Here is a 22,448-nt window from a genome sequence, read left to right as displayed (position 1 = left end):
TTAATTATTACCGTAATATTTATCTAAAAAAGCTATAGGTGAATTAAGAGTGTTCAGATCGATTTTGACTTGTCTTAAGCCAAGCGAATCGATCCAAGAAATGTCACCAGCTGTATACTCCTGAGCTTCATCTAGTTTTTGCCCTAATCCAGACTCTGACAGCCTAAAGATACGCCCAGGGGAATAGGGTTTTGTTAATAAAGACTCAAAATCAACATTATTAATTTTCGACTCTGCAGTTTCAATTTGAGCAAATTTAATTAAACAATAGATAAATATATCAATCGGTAATTCAGGGCGCTCAGTTAGGTCACTGACGTAAAAACCACCACCATTATCTTGTATTAAATTTAGTTCAGCTAACGGAGAAGTGAAGTGATCTTCATCAACACCGCTTTTTTTCTTAACTGAAGCACTTTTAAATTTTTTGCAGTATGTATTTAGAAAGCAATCAATATCCTTTTTAATCGTGCTTTCGTTACCAATGTCATTACTGACTAACTTTTTAGCCGTTTCGATACAGTCAGAAGTCAGTTTAGACTTTTCAAAGTGTTGAATATTTGAGAAATTAAAAAAATAGCGATATGAGGTAAGCAACTTTGAATCAAAATTTAACCAGAAATGTACTAACCAAATTGATCCCACTTTTTCTAAATAAGGATCTCTTTCATTGCCACCTAAACCTTCAAACAAGTACTGACCAGTTTCAGACACTGTATGTTCAATGACATTAGCTTTATTCGTAACATCAATAATCGAAGTCGCTTCTGCCCAATAGCGAATAGCGTTGACCATATTCTTACCTACACCTAACTCGACAATTGCATCACGAGTACTCTGCTCATTAGATGTTTGTAATTTCCCTTTATTATTTAGATGGTTAACAGCTTTGTATAGCCAACCATATCGAAGGGGGAATGTGTCGTGACCGGTAAATTTTGCTTTCATTGTGCTATGAGTCTCTGGAGAAGTTGTCCAATAGTGATGTTATCTCTTTAGCTTTCAAGATCAAAGGAAAACTTGCTCAGTTTAAACATAATAGCTATTTGAATATGATTCTTGAAAAAAATGTGACATCGATATAGCTCTGAAGGAATATTTATCCTTTTGTGTTGTAGTTTTTTTACGCTAACACTAGAATGAGAATCGCCTATTTTTATTTCATTTTATCACTAGTTGAAATTTGGATAAATTTTTTTATAACATGAGGTTATATGACTTTTTTTGACGTGGATTTCCCGGATAACTTTGAGTACAGTTCGGACTCTAATAATTTACCATTAGAGTTTTACTTACAAGCTTTCCCTAGATCAAAAACAGTATATTTGAAACTCGGTTACTTTAGCTCATCTGCTATTAGAGTTTTAGCATATGGCTTCGCACAATTTATTTATAATGGTGGCACTATAAAAATAGTCACCAATCATTTTTTATATGGTACAGATAAACAATTATTAGATTCAAATACTGCAACTGATGATGAAATAAATAAGCAACTTATATCAAATTTAAATTGGTTAAAGGACTCACTAACAACTGAGTCAGAACAGTTCTTTAATTGTTTAAAATATCTAATTAAAAGAAATAGGCTAGAAATAATCCCTGTAATGTTATTTCCCAATAAAATGGTACATTACAAGCAGGGAATTTTTATTGATAAAGATGATAATACAATATTCATGGATGGTAGTTGTAATTTTACGGCTAATGGGCTCTTAGAAAATGCTGAAAACATTTCCGTATATCGTTCATGGGGCGACACTTTTGAAAAAATAAAAATCAAGGATAAACGTCCGGACATTACTCAAGTATGTGATAGGGAAAATGATCAGTATGTATACTTGGAAAGTGGAAAAATACTTGATGCTGTTTCCTCTTTAGGCAAAGAGAAGTCCGTTGAAAACTTACTTGCTGACGAGAAAGACTTACTTAAAAACTCTACATTCAAAACAAATGCAGACATTATTGAAACATATAAGAAAAATCTTGATGTACTAATTGAAAAAGAAAAATGTGAGCCGAAATTCCCTTTCTCGTCTGAACCGCGAGAATATCAAGTTGATGCATATAACTCTTGGTTAAAAAATTCGAAGCAAGGCATATTTGCCATGGCAACAGGAACTGGGAAAACAATTACATCATTAAATTGTCTTCTAAACGAATATAAAAAAGACAATAAGTACCAAGCCATAATATTAGTTCCTTCAAAAGTATTGCTTAATCAATGGGCTGATGAAGTATCCTTATTTAATTTTTCAAATGTCCACCTAATTTCTTCCGAATACAAGTGGAAACCAGCATTAAACCAATTAACTACACATCTTATGTTCGATGCTGATGTATCTTTCGTGTTGATTTGCACTTATACAACTTTTTCTTCTGAAAAATTCGATAAATATAGAGCATCATTACCAAAAGAAACTGTCTTTATCGCAGATGAAGCTCACAATATTGGCAGCATAAAAATGAAGGCATTATTACCTGAACTTCCTTTTGAAAGGCGAATAGCTTTATCGGCAACACCAAAAAGAAAGTTTGACGAAGAAGGAAACTCGAAAATAGAGAGCTTTTTTAATTCTTATGAGCCATATACATTTTCTTTTTCAATGGAAAGAGCTATTCGTGAAGGCATTTTATGCAGCTATGACTACTTTCCTAAAGTAGTCCTCCTTACAGATGAAGAGCTTACAAATTACATAGATATAAGTAAAAAACTTGCAAGATTCTTCGATAAAAAATCGGGGACGTTTAAGAAGAATGACATGCTTGAAAAATTATTGTTAGCAAGAAAAAGGATTATTCATAAGGCTTCTAATAAAAAGCAGGCATTTAAATCCATATTACATAAATACGCCATTAATAATGGTCAATTAAAAAATTCTTTCGTGTATACCCCTGAAGGAAGTGATTCTGAAGGCCAAAATATTATGGAAGAATACCTGTCAATTTTAGAAGATATTTCACCAAGTACCCGGGCCTATGCTTATACGAGTAACACCCAAAGTAAAAAAGAGGTAATGGATAAATTTGAGAAAGGAATTATTGACTCATTATTTTCAATGAAATGTCTAGATGAAGGTGTAGACATACCAAGGACTGAACTTGCAATTTTTTGCTCAAGCACTGGTAATCCTCGTCAATTCATACAGAGGCGTGGCAGAGTATTAAGAAAACATCCTGACAAAAAGAAAGCAACTATATATGATTTAGTTGTTGTGCCTAGCCTAGAACATGACTCTTCAACATTTGCTTTTGAAAAAAGCTTGATGCGAGAAGAGTTAATCAGAGTTATTTATTTTGCATCTCTTGCTGATAATTATTATTCAGCACTTGAACAGTTTGAACCAATTGCAGACTTTTATGATTTAAGCCTTTATGCAATACAGAATGAATTAGGGGAACATTAATGGCAAAAGATAGAGATGAAATGCTAAAACAGTTTTTAAGCAATGAAAAGTTTATAGAACTGTTAGGTGTAGAGGGGTTTGACCCAGAAAACCAATCGTTTTCTGAAAAGTCAGATTATTTACTAGTAGAAGCAATTAAAAAGATGATTTTTAGCTACTGCATGGAAGAGAGCAGCGCACAAACGCTCAAAAAAATTAATGCTTTAATATCCTCAGAGGTACACAAATCATGATCATTAGTTCTATCTCGATGAAAAACTTCCAATGCTATTCTGGTGAACATGAAACTAACCACCTAGAGTTCTCTGATGGGCTTAACCTTATTATTGGAGATAATGGAGGAGGTAAATCAAAATTATATGATGCTTTTTACTGGGTTATTCATAATAAGATATTTCAGTCCGATCAAAGGCAGATGGTTAGCACGAAAGTTTATAAAGAAAACTTAATTTCTGATAAAGCAAAAAATGAATGTCAAATCGGTAATTCAGTGTCCGCTGAGGTTACAATGATTGTAACAAGCTCTAATGAAAAAAAATATAAATTAGAAAGAATTTACAAGGCTAAAAAGATTGCAGATAGAGAATGGCAGACAACCAATGACTCTGTAATGCTAATTTCTGAATTTTCACACGCTAAATGGAATGTAGTTCCCGAACCAAAACATACAGGAATATTAAATAGGGTAATACCGGGCCATATAGAGCCATATATGTGGTTTCAAGGTGAGCAGGTTGATAGTTTAATGGACCTAGCTGATAGTAGTGCTCTCACTCAAGTAGTTAACTTACTATCTGATATTAAAGATTACGATGACCTTGTTTCTCTCACCGAGGGGGGAGCCATAAAGTCATCTACCGAACTTAGAAGACATAAAAATAAGCTAAGTAAGGATGAAAAAAGAAGTAATGAACTAAATGCAAACCTCGAAAGTGCTATAAACAGTATTGATAAATGCCAAGAGGATATAGAGGTCTGTAATCAAAACATTGAAACAGCTAAAGTTAAGGTCGAAGAACTAATAAGTAAAGTAGATGATGCTCAAGCAAAAGCAGATTATAAATCCAAAAAAGAAACACTAATTAATTCATGTAAAAACATAGAGAAACAACTACTAGATAAAAACAATAGTTTCTCAAAGAATATATTTAAAAAGCATTGGGTTTTAAAAAATGCCGAACCGTTCTTTAAAAAATTTGAAGAGAAATATAAAAAATATTCTAAAGAACATAATCAAAAAGAAAATGCTGAGAGCCATTTAAAGATAAAGCTCCCATTGAATATACCCCAACCAATACACATTGAACAAATGCTAGAAGAAGAGTCTTGTTTTGTATGCGGTAGGTCCGCAACTAAAGGTACAGATGCTCATGATCATATTTTAAGCTTAATAAAAAGAGAGCCAGCTAAAAATATATTTGTAAATGATTTTTCTAGTGAGTTAGAGGATTATTATAAAAATAATTTACGGTATGGGATTTCTATTCAAGAAACAGATTCTTCAATTCTTGAAGAATTTAAAATAATTCAAACCTTAAAAGATCAGCTTGCTAGTTCAGAAAGAGAAGTAAGAGAGATTGATAGTCATTTTGACGTCCTTCTTGAAGAAGATAAATCAGAGAATATATTGGGTGAATATAAGCAACATAGTAGATCTAGAGATCGCTTTGAACAAAATAAAGATCAGTTGTTAGATAAGCTAAGAGAATCGACCAAAAAACGAGATGATGCACAAACTGAGATAGATAAACTTGTAACTGGCGAGATAGATAAAATAACCTTAGTTTCAGAGGAAATATTTACTAAGTTGAAACTTATCGCCAGCTCAACCAAAGAAAATGTATTTGCAAATATAATTTCAGAGCTAGAAAGTTCTTCAAATGAAATTTTTCGGGATATGACACATAAGAACCCATCAATTAAAGGGCAAATAAAGTTCAAAAGAATATCTAACGGAAGCTTTATACCAGAAATAGTGGATGGGGATGGTTACATTATAAATTCTCCAAACGACTCTAATATAATTCTAGTTAAATTAGCATTAATAATGGCTATTTTGACAGCACGTGCTAAATGGAGTCATAACTATTCTTTGATATCTGATGCACCTACATCAAAGATGGCTGAAAATTATACTTTTGGCTTTTATAAAACTGTAAGTGAGAGATTTACTCAGAGTATTGTTACCACCTATGATTTTCTTGAGGAAGATCGTAAGCCAATTTTGAAGAATTTTAAACTAGGTAAAGTATATCAAATTGAGTCTCATTACCCCTCTGGTAATAATGACAATAGAGCAGATTTAAGCGTGAGTATTAGGGAGGTTTCTGTATGAGTATTTTAAAGAAAAAATTTGGTAAGTTAAAACCAGGATATTTACCTAAGTTTAAAGATTTTTTTGAGCAAATAACTCAATTTGGTGGAGGAGTTGAGGGTGAAAAATATATTAAAGCCAAAAGTTTCTCTAATGCTTATGAACTATATATTTATGCATTTTTTATTGGTTTGTATAAAGATAAAAAAGTAGATATTACAGAAGACGATAAACTAAATGGTTTTTGGGAAATGGAGAACTGGAGACCAATAACATTAACAGACAGTTTAATTACTTGTGCGATAGCAGAATCTAATTTCAATATGAGTGCTCTAGAAGAAGGAGATGATAAATTTATTTCTGAACAAGTAAAACTTGTGAAAAAAGTTATTGAATCGTATGCGAATGGTGGGCTAGAACTAATTAAAAATGAGATAGATCAAGACCCAGAGTTATTAGAGGATGACATGTATTTTATAAGGTTATTATCAGATTAATTAATTTTTAATCGAGGTGGTAACGATACCATTTTATATTAAATATTATATGCACACTCTAAATTAGTAGTATTTAACAAAGGCGTTTAAAAACGCCTTTTGTTTTATATAATCATCAAAACTATCATCAATATAATATTCAAATGTTATCCAACAACAAAGTTATTCGGCTTTTATTTATGCAATCATAAAAGTCGACATCTTGCTCAGATGTAAAATAGTTCAGGATATTTTTTAAATTTTACGAAGTTGATTATTTTGGATTTTTATCTCACTTTTTTTTAATAACGTATTTAGCTGGAGTCTTGTAATGTTTCTTCCATTAAACTCTAATTTAATAAGTTCTTTATTTAGACGCTTGTTAAATGTTTTCTGTTTATTGTAGTTTTCAGTGTTGAGGTCAATAAAGACAATTTTATCGAGCAATATAGGCCTTTGTTCTATTTCTAAGTAGTCAAAAAAGTCTACTTCTAAATCACGCATTTTTACTTTAATTCGTTCGCGTAAAGTCGGTAGTGGGCTAGTGTCGAAGTTGTCATACCCCATAAAGCTGACTTTTCCTGATGTAATATGAATTTTGATTAAATCGATTTCATCTAATTCACCATATAGCTGAACAGCGGCGCCGACATATACTCTAAGCAGTGCAGGTAAATAGCTTAAAAACTTTTTATGAAACTCAAGTGAGTGACCTGAGTTTAGCTTGCTTGCCGGTAGATTAATATTGTTTGCGTCTATGCAGGCTTGTTCAATTAATTGGGTATCGGCAATAGCAAACAGTAATGCTTTAGCTTCAGTAATAGCTATTTTGTAAGTGTTAAAAAATATCTTTATATCGCGCTTTTGCTCATCAGGTAAATGTGTGTAGCCCTTACGTTGCTCAAATTGGCATAATGCGAAATAAACCAATAAATCTTCTTGGCGTAATTTTATAGCTTGCTCAAACTCTTGCTCAGCTTGTTCTCCTTGCACTTGCATGAGCAACTTAAAGGCTTTTTTAGCATTGCCGAAGTACATTGTTATTTTATTTGAATCGGCAAATTCTTCATCAACGGGAAGCCTCCCCAGTTCTAAGCATCTATCCCAAAATCGATTTAATAACTGTTGGTGTTGGGTAAACAGTAATCTTGCTTGCGCTTCACTTGTTGGTGCTGGAGTGGTTATTTGGTGCCACTGGTGATGACGTTGATGACGCTTTGCAAGAAAGCGCTGTTCTTCTATCTTGTCCCTAAATACATAATAAATACCTGGAGCAATAGCTATTGCATTTTCATCCAATGTTCTTTCTATGTAGCCCTTTAATTCGGCTTGTGCGTAATATTTCTGGAATGTATTTCGTGAGGTGATTACACCGTCTTTATAAGGTGTAAATTGGCTTATATAACTGTCATTTGCCAGCATTGCCGATACGACAAGTAATTTAGTACATAATTGCCATGCACCGATAACGGCTTCAGAACGCTCAACTTGATCTTCAATGACATTAATAACAAAGCCAATATTTACAACGTCGGATGTTAGTTTTCCTGCATCGGGACAAAAATTGGGGTCCCAACCTAAGGCCTCTAAACCATGGGCTTGTAGCTCTCGTAAATCATCGCCGCGACCACAACCATAATCAAAGAGGCTGTATTCACCATTTAAAAAACCTTGTTTAGCAAGTTGTTTCATTGGTGAGCTTAGCTCGTGTCTGACTAAAGCGGTTTTGTGCCTATCTATGGCGCTTTTATCTATAGAGGCTATTGCTGAAGACCTAAATAATCGACCATCGACAAGTTCATATCCATGCTGAGCAATAATTCGCTCCCACGATTGTTTAAAACCAATCATCCGACTATTTTCGTATAACCCTGCATTTTCTCCTTCTTGAGTGATATGAACGAAACTTTCATATGCTTCATGGCTAGTAGGGAGCATGGTTTCTTTACGGTGAAGAATTGGAGGGTTATCACTTTCTTGATACGTTGTGATTCTATGGGTTAGCTTTACTAAGTCGATGGTGACACTTTGGGTTAATGCAGGATAGGCTTGTGTGAAAAATGTTGGGTAAGAAAGGAGTGATAACTTAAATTCTTTTTTGTTAAGTTTTACTAAATCCCAGCTGTCGCTCTCTATCTTAAGCGCTTGGCTTACAGCGCCTATGAACGAGCTCAACTCCGTAGCAATTTCCATTAATCCATCTTTATGGATGTAATTGGCATCAGGTAGTTTTTTACCAATTGGCATTGTTGATACAAGTTGCTTAAATAGCGTGGCATCCATCTAGAGGTCCTATCCCAATATATTCATGATTCGTTTTATTGATTCTGTTTTAAACTGTTCACTTGGTAGAAATAACCATTTCCACGTTTTATGAATTTTATTCTATTGGTTACTCTGAGATGCATCAACTCACAACTAGATACCTTGAGAAGCTTCATGGTTTCTTGACTGTTGGTGTACTCGTTTATCGCACTTACTGATTTGATAATTATTTTATCCATTAGTAACTCACTTCATCAATAAGCTGTATCACTTTATCACCTCGCCCCTTAAAAGAAGGGGAGCGGTGCTTGGTTGCATCGTGTGTTTTCATTAGCTGTAAAAACTGATTCATCTCAGGGCCATAACTAATGTGGATAGGTGCGTTTTTACCATAGTAATACATTCTATCGAACTTGAGGTTTTGGCTTATCCATTTGGCTACAATTTGCATATCAACTGATTTATCTTGAATAAAGAAGTCACAGGCAGCGCCTAAACGATTGCATATTACCTTTTGATTACGATTTACTTCATGTGAACAATGCTGGTCAAGTGATGGGGCAATATGTGGATTCTTATTCTTCGCAATAAGCCTTGCTAATTGTGGTGAACAAAAACCGTAAGTTAATTCTAATGGGCCGAATTGCTCATATAAAGGGTCGAGTATCTTAGTTGCAAGTTCGCTTAATGCTTTCCATGTCTCAGCCTGTTTAGGTAAATTATCGATCTGACTATTCGCTAAGGTTTCACCACTCAGAATTAAATGCTCAAAACTGAAGTGATTACTAGCTTTTGTTTTTAGGTGAATTTCTGACAATTTTATTACCTTGTTGTGAGACTAATTAAACCTTAACGCTAAATACTAACCATGAAAAGTTAGATATTGACTTGAATCTAATTCTTACCCCGAAAATAGTGTTATGTTATTTATGGTTATTAGATGATTCGGTGATGGCACTGAGTCTATTTACCTTAAATAAGGCGGCGAAATGGATTTTGATTCCTTGAAAAAGAAGCAACGTGAAATTAGGCATGATTTCCCTGAAGGTTTGGCATTACGAGTTCATCGCTCATTGAGTTGGCTAGCAAAATCTGAACAGTGTCAGGATGACAAAGATAGTCAGTTTATTTTTTTATGGATAGCCTTTAATGCCGCTTATGCTCAAGATACTGAAGTGTTGAGACATACTGAATCAGAAGCATTTGCTAAGTTTATGTCAAAGCTTGTTGAGCTAGATAAAGGAAACCACCTTTACTCACTTGTTTGGTCAGAGTTCTCTTCTTGCATTAGGGTGTTGTTAGACAACCAGTATGTGTTTCAACCTTTTTGGGGTTTTCAAAACGGAAAGCTTACAGAAGAAGAGTGGGTATTACGTTTTTCAAATGCTAAAGCCAGTGCCAATATGGCACTTTCAACTAAAAGAACTGACCAGCTTAATACCATCATCCTGCAGCGTTTATATACTCTCAGAAACCAATTAATCCATGGTGGCGCAACTTGGAACAGTTCTGCTAATCGCGATCAAATACGAGATGGTGTCGCTTTTCTTTCAAAGCTCGTGCCTATTATTATCAACATAATGATGGATAGCTCGGATCAACTTTGGGGCGATGCAAATTACCCAGTTGTTAACGTTTAAGTTGATTTCTTTACCCATCTAGATGTAGTTTGTTTATTCACCGGATATATAATGTCACTTTGATTTAGAAAAGGAATTTTAACATGACAGCACCACAACTATACAAGCTCTCGAAAACTCCAAGAGGCAGGGAACTGTGGACTTATATGGCTGCGATTCTTAAAGTCACCGGCATGGATAAAGGTCAGGTATTTCCACTGAATAAGTTTCTTGGGAATTTCAAAACGCACTTAGATAATGATCGTATCTCTCGTGTTGAAGGTGGTTATCAGCTTTCGTCAAAAGGAAAAGATTATTTTCAAGATCGTTACAGCCCTAATAGTCTCCAACATATTGAGACATCAGAGGTTGAGATAATGATTAAAGGCTTAACAACAGGTGTCGGTTCCGGTGATTGGGAACCTCTACTTTAATTAATCTTCATTTGTGCAAGTTTGGCAGAAGGATTCTTATATTGAGAAATGATTCTGCCTAAACTTTTCGTTCGTCATGTTGTATTGCTCGTAAACCCCAAAGTGTCAACTTATCTCAGGACGAAACATACCTTTCAATTCGTAAAAACAACACGCAGTTTGGCTCTATAGGTGTAAAATAGAAACACTATCCTTAAGTAAGGTACTTCATGCAATTTATTCCAATCGATAAGCCGCAATACCGTAAGCGTCTTAATGTGTTGCTCATTTCATTAGTTGCTTCTCTAACGATACTTTCATTAGCTTTTGGCTCAATATTGATTCAATTTTTTGGCAGTGATGAGTTAGTCAGAGGTGAACCAACAGGGCATTTTCACCTTAATCTTATCGGTGTGTTACTTGCTGTTGTAAGCTGCAGTTTGGTGATGAATGCGATTAAAACTAAGCCGTACATGAAAGAGATATATTGGATGTGGCAAGTTAAGCAATTACAAAATCGTATTTACCGAAAGCTTAAAAAGGTGCTTGCTGCAGCAAAAGAAAACGATATTAATGCACTCACGATTTTACTTTATTACTACCATAGTCAAAAGAAGGTGTATGAGCTGGACAACAACACGCTAACGATGGCGACGGTAGAAACTGATATCAACAGAATTGAATCGCAAATTGCAGACCTAAATTTGGCTATCACACTTGATGATTTTTCGAGTGATTTAATCGATAAAATTTAGTTGTTATAGTTGTTTTGATTATTGATTCGAATCATAGAGTTCAAAAGCCGCGTAACAGATAACTGTTACGCGGCTTTTTTATTGTGACTCATTAGCGTATGTGTTGATTACTAATGAGTTTAAAGCTTATAAAACGATAAGCTCAACGCGAATATTTCCGCGAGTCGCATTTGAATACGGACAAACTTGATGTGCTTTTTCTACAAGAGCTTCAGCGTCGGCTTTAGACATACCAGGTAGGGTGATTTTTAATTCCACGTCAATAGCAAAGCCTACGCCTGCTGTATTAGCTCCAATACCTACTGTGGCTTCAACTGAAAGGTCTGAGCTCAGTATTTTCTTTTCTTGGCCGGCAACAAATTTCATCGCGCCAATGAAACAAGCTGAATAACCTGCTGCAAATAGTTGTTCTGGGTTTGTTCCTTCACCACCTGCGCCCCCTAGCTCTTTAGGGGTACTAAGGTTAACTGATAGCTTATTATCAGATGATACTGATTTTCCGTCTCTTCCGCCTGTAGTTGTTGCTGTTGCTGCGTATATGATATCCATTGAAAACTCCTAATCGATTTAATTCTATATTGATAATGAGTGACTCAATTGGATACCCACTATCCATTGACTCAATGATAAATACGATACGCCAAAATTAAATTGCGCGCAACCTAATTTGTGGTGAATTATTGAATAGAAAATTTTTGTATTTAAAAACAATACTCTACTGGCTGTGGCTATTGCTATACTTGCGGCTTGTAGTTGGGAAAAGCAGATGATCTAAAAGAAAAGCTAATCCGTACAATATTTATCTAATTAATCCGGTCTTATTTAATGATGAGTCAATTTTAACTGCAACTTTTATATCTTTCACTGGTCATATAATAAGCGCAGTTCAATAAAGTTAGAAGTAACACATATCAGTTACTAAACCTGTAAAGTCATTCTTTTCTTTATAGTTTTACGTATATATTTGCTGATTATTTGTGCACTAAAGTTGTACATGTTAGGATTGTTACAAAGTTTAACAGGTGGAGTGAGTGGAAAATGAATACCAATTTAACAAAAGAAGAATTAGCTTGTTTTAGCGAATTATTTGCTAAGAAGCCTTCTGCTGTTAAAGCTTCTGATGATACTCATTCAGACACCGTTGCTGTAACAACTGAAATCCCTTCAACATTAGCGAGGTTGCTTGGTAAAACTCAATTAACCCTATTGGCTGAAATTAGTCATTACAGACTCTGGTTTCCCTTAAGTATTGCAATGGATGAATTGGGACAGTTTGCGCCTACACTTGGCATTCCTGAAGTTGTTGATACACGTGGAGCTGATCGCAGTTGGAGAATGAAAGAACTTGATAATGTCAGAATCATTGATTTTGATACCAACCTTGCTATTGAAGTGTTATCGCTTTCTAGCACGGGCTTAACTCTTTATGCTCCAAACATTTCGGATGATGTTGAATCACGTCGTGCTAAGTTGATTTTAACCAAAGACATCAGTTTTGAAATCGAATATCAAATTGTACGATCTGAAAATGGCGTTATTGCAGCTACTATCGTGGTGAGTGATGAATCAAGAGAAACCTTAAGACAGTTTCTATTCTCTATGCATAAATCAAAATATTCATACCTTTACGAACATCAAGCTAACCCATCTAAAGATGAAGAAGATAACATCTTAAAAATAAACCCTTAATAGGTGATTCTAACCTTTGTGTTGGTTAATAATAAGCGTCGTTATACACCTAATCTAGGATGTTATAGTCACTAAATTATTTTGTTAAGACTAATTGTTATCTCTTAGCTCTATCTTTCCTTCTTTCTTCTTTCTTCTTTCTTCACTCTTTTCTTCTTATCTAGCTCTTGTCGTTATTTAGCACTTGTTCCTCGACAAGCAAGACAGCTGTTCAATACCACTTCCTGAAATCACGTAACATTAAAATCAACTTTTAAGCTTTGGGCTAAAGCCTTAGTGAAGTCATTGTCGGCTTTAGCTTGGACTAAGATACACAGCTCATCTCCAACAGGCGTAAAGCGATAGTAACTGAATAATAAGTTATTACTTCTTGGGGATATTTTGATGTGATGCTCTGTCATGCTAAGTAAAATAGCAGCATTTTTTTCTAAAATACCGGTTTCAAATTCACTGCTATGTAAAATCCCAGCATCCATTAAAGTGAGAATACTTGAATAGGGCAGGCCAAACTTTGAAAGGCCGACATTTACAGTCGATGTCTTTCTAAAATACTGCTGTATCCCACCTTGAATTCGGTAACCGTTCAATAGTTTATAACGGGTTTCGGTGTTTAATTTAACTGACATCCCCAGCGCTTTTTCAAGTATTTGCGCTTCACGTTGCGTGAGCTGCTTTAAAATAGCTAATGTTCTGAGACTAAACTTACCTGGTTTGACTATTTCACTGGCAAGGATCCTTGCCCACAAATCCTGCATTCTGCGAGAGCTGATTTGTTCAGCCATTTGAAAGAATTGATAACTCCAGTCTGGGTCAAGGTCTTCACCTGTTACATCTGAAGGGGTGTAATTGAGCGCGAGTGAAAAAATTGTTTCTAAATTTAATTGATGCAAAATCTGATTTTTTTGTAATCTGAATTGCGAACGTTCACCGATAGATGCTTGAGATGGACGGTATTCCTCTTCACTTGCTAAACCGAGCATTTTACCAAGTAATAGTGCCTTTTTACGTGCAGAAACGCCTGCATTTGTTTTGTCAGCTTGTTTTGGATGATTCTCTGCCATTATTGCTCTCTTAGCCCAAGTACTTGACTGGGTTATATCGTACCATCATTTATTTTAGTTGATTTGCCCCAATTTGTTTCGTTTCCTGGCTGAGGCATTGACGGAATATTTAACGATAATATCAATGAACATAACGCAAACAACACACCGATCATAAATACCCATTGTGGTGAGCTTAACCATAAAATACCCAGTAAGGCTGGAATGATGACAGCAGCAATATGATTAATGGTAAAACTGACTGACATGCTTGCAGCAATATCTTTAGGGTCTGCAATTTTTTGAAAGTACGTCTTCATAGCAATAGCCATAGCAAATAGTAGGTGGTCGATAACATACAAAGCTGCTGCAACTTTTGCGTGCTCTACAAAGGCGTAGCTAGCAAAGACAATGATAAGCCCGACATACTCGATAACAAGAGCATTTCGTTCGCCAATTCGTCCAATAAAACGACCAATAGCTGGAGCAAAAAAGAGATTAACAACGTAATTTATTAAGAATAATGCGGTAATTTCTGAAACCGAGTAGCCAAATTTTTCCACCATCATGAACCCAGCAAATACCATGAAGATTTGTCTTCTGGCACCAGATAAAAATGTCAGTGCATAGTAAAGCCAGTATCGTTTTCTAAAGATAAGTTTCTTATGCTGCGGCTCAGCGATTTCAAACCTTGGGTAATAGAAAGCCATGATTAAGACAGCTATTAATCCCAATGTGCCAATGATGCCATACATCCAAACATAGTCGAGTTTCATCCAGCTCATCACCTGCCAAATACTACCATAGCCCATCAGTGCTGCAGCTGATCGCCACGCTAATGCTTTACCTAAAAATCCAGCCGTATCTTGCTTATCTACCCATTGTAATGTGAGCGATTGGTTAATGGTTTCAAAGTAATGGAAGCCAATCGACATCAGAACTGTGGTGAGATATAAGCCCAGCACAGAAGGAAAAAAGCCTGTGATGGCAATCCCGATGGATAAGACAGCGAGTGAGATTAATGCAAAAGATTGTTCACGAATAAGTAATAAAACGAAAATAGCGGTGAAAGCTAAAAACCCTGGCACTTCGCGCAAGCTTTGAAGCATTCCTATTTCAGCACCACTAAATGCCGCTTTCTCAATAACAAAATTGTTGAGAAGCGCTTGCCAGACAGCAAAAACCATCGACATAACGAAGGTCATCCACAATAAAAGCTGCTGAGGGTTCTTACTCGAATGGGCTGGCATAAGGCTATTTTCCTGAATTTAATCCATTAAACGCATGGTTACACAGTTTGCAATTTTACGCCAAGTGTAAATCTATTGTAAATGAGGTTGCAAAAATAAATGTAAATTTTAATGCAAATGATTATCATTTGGGGTATTGTGTTGCCGTAATAACAAAGCACGCAATTATTGTGGAGAATGAGATGAGCAAAAAGTTAACGCTGTTGGCAGTATCTATAGCGAGTGTAATTGGGTTAGGTGCAACAAATGTGGCACATGCAGCAATATCGGCTGATGATTTAGCTAAAGCAATAGCAAAGCAAGAAGCTGAAATTGCGGCACTTAAGCAACAATTACAAGAATTGGCTAAGCAGCAATCTCTTCAGAGTGAATCTCAAAAGCAAATTGAAGTGGCTCAACACGAGCAACAAGTAGCAGTTAAACAAGTCAGTGAAACGGTGTCACAAGCGGAAGAGCGTTACAGTAAATTCTCATTCAAGTCTTATGGTTCAGCCAACTTCACCAGTGATGAATACTTCGATAATGTTCAAGACACGACGCCAGAAAGAAGAAATCGTTTTGATTTAGAACGAATAGTCACTGAGTTTGGTTATCAATTTAACGATGCATGGAGCATGGAAGTTGAAATTGAATATGAGCACGGCGGAACAGGGGCTGCGCTCGAATATGATGGCTTTGATGAGTTTGGTGAGTTTGAAAACGAAACAGAAGCAGGCGGTGAAGTCGTCGTTGAAAAAGCTGAAATACGTTATCGCCCAAGTGATGCTTTCGGGGTTAAATTCGGTAATATCCATTTGCCAATCGGCTTAACTAGCACTCTACATAAACCTAATCAATATCTCACTGTATTACGCCATAAAAGTGAAGCGGCGATGATCCCTGCTGTATGGAATGAAAACGGTATTGGCGTTTATGGTGAAATCTCTGATTTTCATTATCAAGCACAGCTCGTCAGTGGCCTTAACTCTGAATATTTCAGAACTTATGATTGGGTTGCATCTGGCCATCAAACGCGCTTTGAGCACGTAAACGCGGATGACTTAGCATTTGCAGGCCGATTAGATTACGGCAATTTCAAAACCGGTAGCGCAATTGGTGTGTCTTATTATTACGGTAATACCTCAGGCAACCGCAACAAGAGTAACAAGCTAAATGTTGATGGCACGTTGAGCATTGTGACAGCATCAGCAGCCTTTGTTGAAGGCCCATGGGTGCTTCGTGGTCAGTACATGTATGGCACATTAAGTGATACTGATGCGATCACTCAAGCCAACAAAACCACCCCTGGTTTACGTCCTGGAAACTTCGCTCAGTTAGGGTCTAAATCTCAAGCATTTTTTGTTGAAGCGGGCTTTAAGCTTGATGATTATCTCGATATCCCAATGACAGTCTTTGCCAATATCGATTATTCAAATCCATTAATGGAAGTAGAGAGCGGCACTGCAACTAAGCGTTATGAAAACACGTGGAGCAGTATCGGCGTTAACTATTTCCCAATCCCTGAAATTGTCATTAAAGCCGAAGGTGGTTTACAGCAAGTCGCTGTTGCCAGTATTCCAGATACCAACTTTTTTGCCTTAGGTGTGGGTTACCAATTCTCGCTTTAATGCAGGTGTAAAGGCTGACTGCTTTAACGGCATTCAGTCAACAAGTTTTAGAAATGAACGTGCTGAAGTTAGTCAGCAAATATTATTGATTTAAATGGAGTTTTACATGAATTTTAAGTATACAGCGATTGCATTAACTTTAATGGGTACATTGGCAGCATGTGGCGGTTCTGGCTCAGATTCGAGTGACACAGGAACAACGGATCCTGTTGTACCTGAAACGGGCTTCACTTTCGCTGCAACTGAGATGGTCACTAATTTAACTGATGATGTGATTGTTGCTGGATATGCTGATTTAGCGGCACAAGGTGATGCACTGTTACTGGCTACCCAAAAGCTATTAAATTCAACGTCTCAAGCTGATTTAGTCGCTGCACAAGATGCATGGAAAGCGGCTCGTAAACCTTGGGAACAGGGGGAATCACACATTTTCGGTCCTGTTGATTCATTGAGTATCGATCCTCATTTAGATAGCTGGCCTTTAAATACCACAGATCTTCAAACTCAGCTGGATAACAGCAATGGTTTTGACGCTGAAACAATTAAAAGCTGGAACGATGATGTTCAAGGTTTCCACACTATTGAGTTCTTGTTATTTGGTGACGGTGTTAATGACAACACTAAGTTAATTAGTGAGCTAACTACAGCTGAACGTGAATACGTGATTGCGTTATCAGAAGTTTTCCGCGACTACGCAGTGCAACTTGATGATGCTTGGCAGGTTTCTCATAACCCACAAGATACTAACGCATTACCATACGCTGACTTATTAAAAACACCTGGCAGCGACAGCAATACCATTTATTCATCAGAGCTTGCTGTTATTGAAGAGTTAATTAACGGCATGATTGGGATTGTTGATGAAGTGGGTAACGGTAAAATTGCCGATCCATTCGGTGACTCACTTGCCAATGCAGATACGTCAAAAGTTGAATCTCAATACTCTTGGAATTCATTAACCGACTTTGCTGACAACATTCAAGGTGTTCGCAATGTGTACCAAGGTGAGTTTATTGGCGGTGCTGACAAGCAAGGCATTATCGACTTTGTTGCCGCTGCAGACAGTGATTTATCAGTGCGTATTGCAAGTGAAATCGATGATTCAATCCTAAAGATTCAGGCGATTTCTGGCAGCAACAACATGCCATTCCGTCAAGCGATTTTAGATGAGGATGGACGTGCTCGCATTCAAACGGCAGTGACCGCATTAACAACCTTACAAGCCTCATTAGAGTCAGATGTTATTCCACTATTATCTGAGTGGAATGCCCAGTAATTTCTATTAAATAACAATAGCGCTACTGATACTGAGCCAGTGTCAGTAGCGCGATTTGATGACATTGATGAAGTTGGCCGTAAGAGCATGACAAGTCAAATAAAGTGTTTTGAACACCGTCGGTAGAGATACCGGTCTTGATATAAGAGTGTCTAAGATGAGCAAGTATCCCAAAGCTGTTAACGCCCCTAATTCTCCTAGTTTAAATGGTAAAACCTTACTGGCCTCCATTGTCAGTGTACTCATGTTATCTGCCTGTGGTGGCAGTGGTGATGATGAAACCCCGACAGTAACCGAGCCTCCAGTTGTCATCTACCCTGACTTTACTGATATTACTGCCAGTGGTGGTGATACCACTACTTATGATGCGGGTAATTCAGGCCATGGTTTTTCAACGCCTTCACCCAATTTAACCGAAGTCGATTTAGCCCTGCATCTCGAAGGTGACGCTAATTTTGAGATCTCGTTTACCACAGCACCCAATGAACAGCATCCAGAACAAGATGGCTTAGGTCCAGTATTTAACAATGCAGATTGTAATTCTTGTCACCAACGTGACGGCCGCAACTCAACCCCATTTTTAGCGGCAGATGAAACACGGGTTAAATTAGGCTCTGATGCGGGTATTTTTTTACGTATTAGTAAAACTCCCGATGAAGAGTGTATTACCCCTACTGCGGATAACGACTATTGTGCGCCGATTGCAGTCCCTGATTTTGGCGGGCAGTTATTTCACCGTGGCGTATTAAAAGCACGTGCTGACTGGCAGGATAATGCTTTTGGTGGTCAAGCGGATGTGTACTTGTCTTATGAGCGCAGTGCAGTGACTTATAGCGATGGCACTAGTGTCGAATTGAAAAAGCCAATTTTTGAAGTCGAGAATCCTTATGATGCCCCAGGTGAAACTAAGCAAAGCGCTAACGTCACGTCCAATCTACTCCAAGATGACGTGTTAATGGGCTGGCGAAATGGCATGCCTGTTTTTGGATTAGGTTTACTTGAAGCGATCCCTGAAGCAGATATTTTGGCCCTTGCAGATGAAAATGATGCGAATGACGATGGCATATCTGGCCGTCCAAACTGGGTGTTTGATGCTATTAAAGACCGTAACGGCGATGAAACGCCAGTATCACTAGGGCGTTTTGGTTGGAAAGCGAATACCCCAAGTGTCAGAGTGCAATCTTTAGGTGCACTTCGCGGTGATATTGGCATTACTAATCCATTATTCCCTGATGAAAGTGTTGTTGGCACCAGCTTGCATGACTCTTACTTAACTCGTACCGGTTTTGTTGATACTGGTAGTGATGAAAATGGGGCGCCAGAGGCGGATCAGGCCTTTAGTGACGCAGTGGTATTTTATGCTGAAACATTAGCGGTACCGGCAAGACGTAATGTCGATGATAGTGATGTGCGTGAAGGCGCACGTTTATTTACACAAGTTAATTGTAGTGGCTGTCACACACCAAGCTTTACCACTAAAACGGTAGGCGATATTGGTGGTATTGAGATAATAGATTCGCTCAAGGGACAAGTCATTTACCCATTCACCGATATGTTATTACATGATATGGGTGATGACTTAGCCGATGGTCGCCCTGACTTTTTAGCCAATGGTAATGAGTGGCGCACGCGTCCTTTATGGGGCTTAGGCTTAACGCAAACCGTTAACCCGCAAGCGGGCTTTTTACATGATGGCCGCGCAGCCACAGTGGAAGAAGCCATTTTATGGCATGGCGGTGAAGCAAGTAATAGCAAAGAGGCCTTTATGGCACTAACTAAAGCTGAGCGCGACCAGTTAGTATCATTCTTAATGTCGCTATAACTTTTAAACCCGCAGTTGCCATAATCAACAATTTTAAATTGCTGATTTGAAAAAATTAAGTGGATAACTCATCAGAGTTATCCACTTTTTTGTGAGCCACTCAAAAGTCTTAACTATTAATAGTCGATGTTGCTAATTTGGCGTGATCTGATCCATGTAATTATATTTCGCTTTCTATTAAGATTAGATGTAATAGCATGGTTGGATAAAATCTTGCTGAGTCGTTAACGGTTTAATAATCGTAACTGCTGTTTCTTTATTATCGTCGAGGTGAACGTGAGCAATATTCTAATTATTTATTCAACTGTCCACGGTCAAACCCGTAAGATTTGCGATTACATGCAAGACAAGCTCACCGCAGCTGGTGAAACCGTCACCCTCGCAGCACTTGAAGATAAGCCTGATTTAACTGCATTTGATAAAGTGTTTATCGGCGCCAGTATCCGCCACGGCAAGCACCGACCTGAGCTGTATCAGTTTGCTGCGAGCAATAAAGCGATACTTGATAGTAAACCCAACGGATTTTTCTCGGTGAGTTTGGTCGCCAGAAAACCAGGTAAAAATACACCAGATACCAATATGTACATGCAGGCATTTTTAAAACAAAGTGAATGGCAACCTAAGGTTTTAGAAGTGTTTGGTGGCAATTTAGATTATCAATTTTATGGCCCGATGGATCGCAATATTATTCGCTTCATCATGTGGCTCACTAAAGGTCCAACCGATCCAAATACCAAAGTTGAATATACTGACTGGGCGAAGGTAGATAACTACGTCGCGCAAATTCAGTCAGCGTAAATAAGTTTAAAGCCAACAATGTACTTGTTGGCTTTATTGATTAAATGACTTGCATTATTAAGCCATACAGCACTTAACCCTAAATGAAGAACCAAGCCCTTAGTTAGGAATGCAACAAGGAACAATATGAGCCTAAAATCATCAAAATTTGTCAAGCTGATATCAGAGAAACTTCATGTCATTGTCGTGGCCTTGAGTGTGTTTCTAGTGGTGACAAGTCCATGGATATTAATCGGTAGTCGTTTGCGCGCCAAAGCGAGTATTTGGGACAGCTTGCATGTTTACCTGGGGCTAGTTGCGGCAGTATTTGGTTTACTTTTTTTATTGAAAAACTTACTCAATGGCCATTGGCGTCAATTTTTCCCATGGCTTAAGTTAGATTTTTCGCAATGTGTTGATGAAATAAAGCAATTGAAGCACGGCAAGTTGCCAAGCTCTGGCGGTAAAGGGATTTTCAGTATTGTTGAAGGTATCGGCCTGCTGTTAATGGCGCTAGTGAGTATTACGGGTATTGCTTGGTTTATTGTTCAAGGAACCAGTGATGCACTAATGTGGCGTAAGTATCACATTATGTTCGCTCAAGGTTTTGTTGGCTTCTTAGCAATACATATTGTATTTGCTGCGTTTCATATTATTGATATGGTGCGAAACTCTTAAATTGCTTGAGATGGTTCGAGTTGTTATATAAGAAAGAAACAAAAAGCCCGACTTTATATTGATAAAGTCGGGCTTTTTACTGTCTTAATCAGCGCTTCAATTTATATTGGAGCGCTTATGACTGAATGAGTTACTTCTTTTCTAACGCTAAGTAATTCATTACATCAATTAAATCACCTAAGGTCGCCATTTCGTTCATGTTGATAGCGTACTTATCATTAACGATAAATGTAGGAACACTTTGTACTTGGAACATGACTTGCTGTTGACGCCATAGTGCTAGCTTCGCATCAGTTGCGTCGCTATCTGCAATTTTGTCATAAGTTTCAGCATCAACGCCGTTTGCGGCAAATACGTTTTTGATGTCGTCACGGTTGTTAATTTCTGGCTCGTCATGGCTGTGGCCTGGAGCACTATGGTCGTGATGACCACCTTCGCCTTGAATCGCTTGGAACATCGCTGAGTTTAATACTTTTTCATTACCCACCTCATGGATAACAGCTAATGCGCGCATAACTTCAGTACCAATTTCGCTGTTCATAAAATCAACGTGCTTAGTTTCGAAGCCAATCTCTTTATTCAAGTTACCTTTGATTTCTGGCAGGTATCTAGTTTCCATGTTGTAACAGTTATGACAGTAGAAAGAAAAGAACTCAGAAATCTTAGGTTCGCTAGATGCTGGGCCATCAGAAATTTTAGTGTAATGCTGACCTTCAACAAATTTAGATGGAAGAACAGCAACTGTTTCTACAGTTTTTTCAGCAGTGACTTCAACAGCTTTTTCAGCAGTGACTTCAGCAGGTTTACCACAGCCAGTAAGGGCGATTGTGAATGCCGCAAGTGCCATAGTAAATGCAATAGGTTTAATCTTAATCATTTCAGCCTCAATAAAAGTGTCGCGTTACCCACTGGTAGTTGCGATGAATCTTAAAATAGTCTTAATTAAGCCAATACTTAATTGCCTTAATATTAACAAGAATTATGACCTAAACGATGATTTATTTCAGGGATAAATATGTGATGTAATACGGCTTTCTTATAAAAATAACTAGGTACAAAG

At 37.3% G+C, this 22,448-nt stretch carries 20 protein-coding genes; 13 read left to right on the top strand and 7 right to left on the bottom strand.

Annotated features, from left to right (window positions below):
• On the bottom strand, positions 1-948 hold the full coding sequence (locus tag LMH66_RS09245; RefSeq protein ID WP_229369482.1) for a DUF4007 family protein: 948 nt from the start codon (positions 946-948) through the stop codon (positions 1-3).
• A 266-nt stretch (positions 949-1,214) separates the two neighbouring features.
• Here LMH66_RS09245 and LMH66_RS09240 point away from each other — a divergent pair, with 266 nt between their 5' ends.
• The 4 genes from LMH66_RS09240 to LMH66_RS09225 are packed head-to-tail and all read left to right on the top strand — an operon-like array spanning position 1,215 to position 6,218.
• Entirely contained in the window at positions 1,215-3,407 is a 2,193-nt protein-coding gene (locus LMH66_RS09240; protein ID WP_229369480.1) for a DEAD/DEAH box helicase family protein, read from the top strand.
• On the top strand, positions 3,407-3,640 hold the full coding sequence (locus LMH66_RS09235; RefSeq protein WP_229369479.1) for a hypothetical protein: 234 nt from the start codon (positions 3,407-3,409) through the stop codon (positions 3,638-3,640). The genes LMH66_RS09240 and LMH66_RS09235 overlap by 1 nt, the downstream gene beginning before the upstream one ends.
• Positions 3,637-5,742, top strand: a complete 2,106-nt coding sequence (locus tag LMH66_RS09230; protein WP_229369478.1) for an AAA family ATPase — start codon at positions 3,637-3,639, stop codon at positions 5,740-5,742. The genes LMH66_RS09235 and LMH66_RS09230 overlap by 4 nt, the downstream gene beginning before the upstream one ends.
• On the top strand, positions 5,739-6,218 hold the full coding sequence (locus tag LMH66_RS09225) for a hypothetical protein (RefSeq protein ID WP_229369477.1): 480 nt from the start codon (positions 5,739-5,741) through the stop codon (positions 6,216-6,218). Before LMH66_RS09230 ends, LMH66_RS09225 begins: the two co-directional genes overlap by 4 nt.
• A 234-nt stretch (positions 6,219-6,452) precedes the next feature.
• Here LMH66_RS09225 and LMH66_RS09220 read toward each other — a convergent pair whose 3' ends face one another.
• Together LMH66_RS09220 and LMH66_RS09215 are read right to left on the bottom strand one after the other, a co-directional pair.
• Positions 6,453-8,480, bottom strand: a complete 2,028-nt coding sequence (locus LMH66_RS09220; protein WP_229369476.1) for a DNA phosphorothioation-associated putative methyltransferase — start codon at positions 8,478-8,480, stop codon at positions 6,453-6,455.
• Positions 8,481-8,700: 220 nt separating this feature from the next.
• Positions 8,701-9,279 carry a hypothetical protein gene (locus LMH66_RS09215; RefSeq protein ID WP_229369474.1) on the bottom strand — a complete coding sequence of 193 codons (579 nt, stop codon included), beginning with the start codon at positions 9,277-9,279 and terminating at the stop codon, positions 8,701-8,703.
• 172 nt (positions 9,280-9,451) lie between these two features.
• Between LMH66_RS09215 and LMH66_RS09210 the strand changes: the two genes are divergently transcribed.
• The 3 genes from LMH66_RS09210 (at position 9,452) to LMH66_RS09200 (ending at position 11,249) form a co-directional block, all read left to right on the top strand.
• Entirely contained in the window at positions 9,452-10,102 is a 651-nt protein-coding gene (locus tag LMH66_RS09210; RefSeq protein WP_229369472.1) for a HEPN domain-containing protein, read from the top strand.
• An 83-nt stretch (positions 10,103-10,185) separates the two neighbouring features.
• A complete protein-coding gene (locus LMH66_RS09205) occupies positions 10,186-10,515 on the top strand; it encodes a hypothetical protein (RefSeq protein WP_229369471.1) in 330 nt (109 codons plus the stop codon).
• Between the two features lie 209 nt (positions 10,516-10,724).
• Complete coding sequence (locus LMH66_RS09200) at positions 10,725-11,249, top strand: DUF3087 domain-containing protein (protein ID WP_229369470.1); 525 nt, start codon at positions 10,725-10,727, stop codon at positions 11,247-11,249.
• A gap of 126 nt (positions 11,250-11,375) precedes the next feature.
• Here the strand turns inward: LMH66_RS09200 and LMH66_RS09195 are convergent, their stop codons facing one another.
• Positions 11,376-11,798, bottom strand: a complete 423-nt coding sequence (locus LMH66_RS09195) for an organic hydroperoxide resistance protein (RefSeq protein ID WP_229369469.1) — start codon at positions 11,796-11,798, stop codon at positions 11,376-11,378.
• 489 nt (positions 11,799-12,287) lie between these two features.
• On the opposite strand from LMH66_RS09195, the gene LMH66_RS09190 reads away from it, so the two are divergent.
• On the top strand, positions 12,288-12,938 hold the full coding sequence (locus LMH66_RS09190) for a hypothetical protein (RefSeq protein ID WP_229369468.1): 651 nt from the start codon (positions 12,288-12,290) through the stop codon (positions 12,936-12,938).
• A gap of 230 nt (positions 12,939-13,168) precedes the next feature.
• On the opposite strand, the gene LMH66_RS09185 is transcribed toward LMH66_RS09190, so the two are convergent.
• Positions 13,169-13,999, bottom strand: a complete 831-nt coding sequence (locus tag LMH66_RS09185; protein ID WP_229369467.1) for a TIGR03899 family protein — start codon at positions 13,997-13,999, stop codon at positions 13,169-13,171.
• Between the two features lie 32 nt (positions 14,000-14,031).
• Complete coding sequence (locus LMH66_RS09180) at positions 14,032-15,228, bottom strand: MFS transporter (protein ID WP_229369466.1); 1,197 nt, start codon at positions 15,226-15,228, stop codon at positions 14,032-14,034.
• A gap of 182 nt (positions 15,229-15,410) precedes the next feature.
• Here LMH66_RS09180 and LMH66_RS09175 point away from each other — a divergent pair, with 182 nt between their 5' ends.
• From LMH66_RS09175 to LMH66_RS09155, 5 genes are all read left to right on the top strand, one after another.
• Complete coding sequence (locus LMH66_RS09175) at positions 15,411-16,835, top strand: hypothetical protein (protein WP_229369465.1); 1,425 nt, start codon at positions 15,411-15,413, stop codon at positions 16,833-16,835.
• Between the two features lie 106 nt (positions 16,836-16,941).
• Complete coding sequence (locus tag LMH66_RS09170; protein WP_229369464.1) at positions 16,942-18,111, top strand: imelysin family protein; 1,170 nt, start codon at positions 16,942-16,944, stop codon at positions 18,109-18,111.
• Between the two features lie 244 nt (positions 18,112-18,355).
• Positions 18,356-19,933, top strand: coding sequence for a di-heme oxidoredictase family protein (locus LMH66_RS09165; protein WP_229369501.1), 1,578 nt, complete (start codon positions 18,356-18,358; stop codon positions 19,931-19,933).
• A gap of 276 nt (positions 19,934-20,209) precedes the next feature.
• On the top strand, positions 20,210-20,731 hold the full coding sequence (gene hemG, locus LMH66_RS09160) for a menaquinone-dependent protoporphyrinogen IX dehydrogenase (RefSeq protein ID WP_229369463.1): 522 nt from the start codon (positions 20,210-20,212) through the stop codon (positions 20,729-20,731).
• A gap of 126 nt (positions 20,732-20,857) precedes the next feature.
• Positions 20,858-21,388 (top strand): cytochrome b/b6 domain-containing protein, encoded by a 531-nt coding sequence (locus LMH66_RS09155; RefSeq protein WP_229369462.1) that lies wholly within the window; start codon positions 20,858-20,860, stop codon positions 21,386-21,388.
• Between the two features lie 130 nt (positions 21,389-21,518).
• Here the strand turns inward: LMH66_RS09155 and LMH66_RS09150 are convergent, their stop codons facing one another.
• Positions 21,519-22,265, bottom strand: coding sequence for a thiol:disulfide interchange protein DsbA/DsbL (locus tag LMH66_RS09150; protein ID WP_229369461.1), 747 nt, complete (start codon positions 22,263-22,265; stop codon positions 21,519-21,521).
• Positions 22,266-22,448 lie beyond the last annotated feature (183 nt).

The organism is Shewanella sp. 10N.7 (assembly GCF_020806285.1).
Classification (GTDB): Bacteria; Pseudomonadota; Gammaproteobacteria; order Enterobacterales; family Shewanellaceae; genus Shewanella; species Shewanella electrodiphila.
The sequence above is the reverse complement of the archived record's forward strand: the minus strand, read 5'-3'. Positions and strand labels throughout refer to the sequence as shown.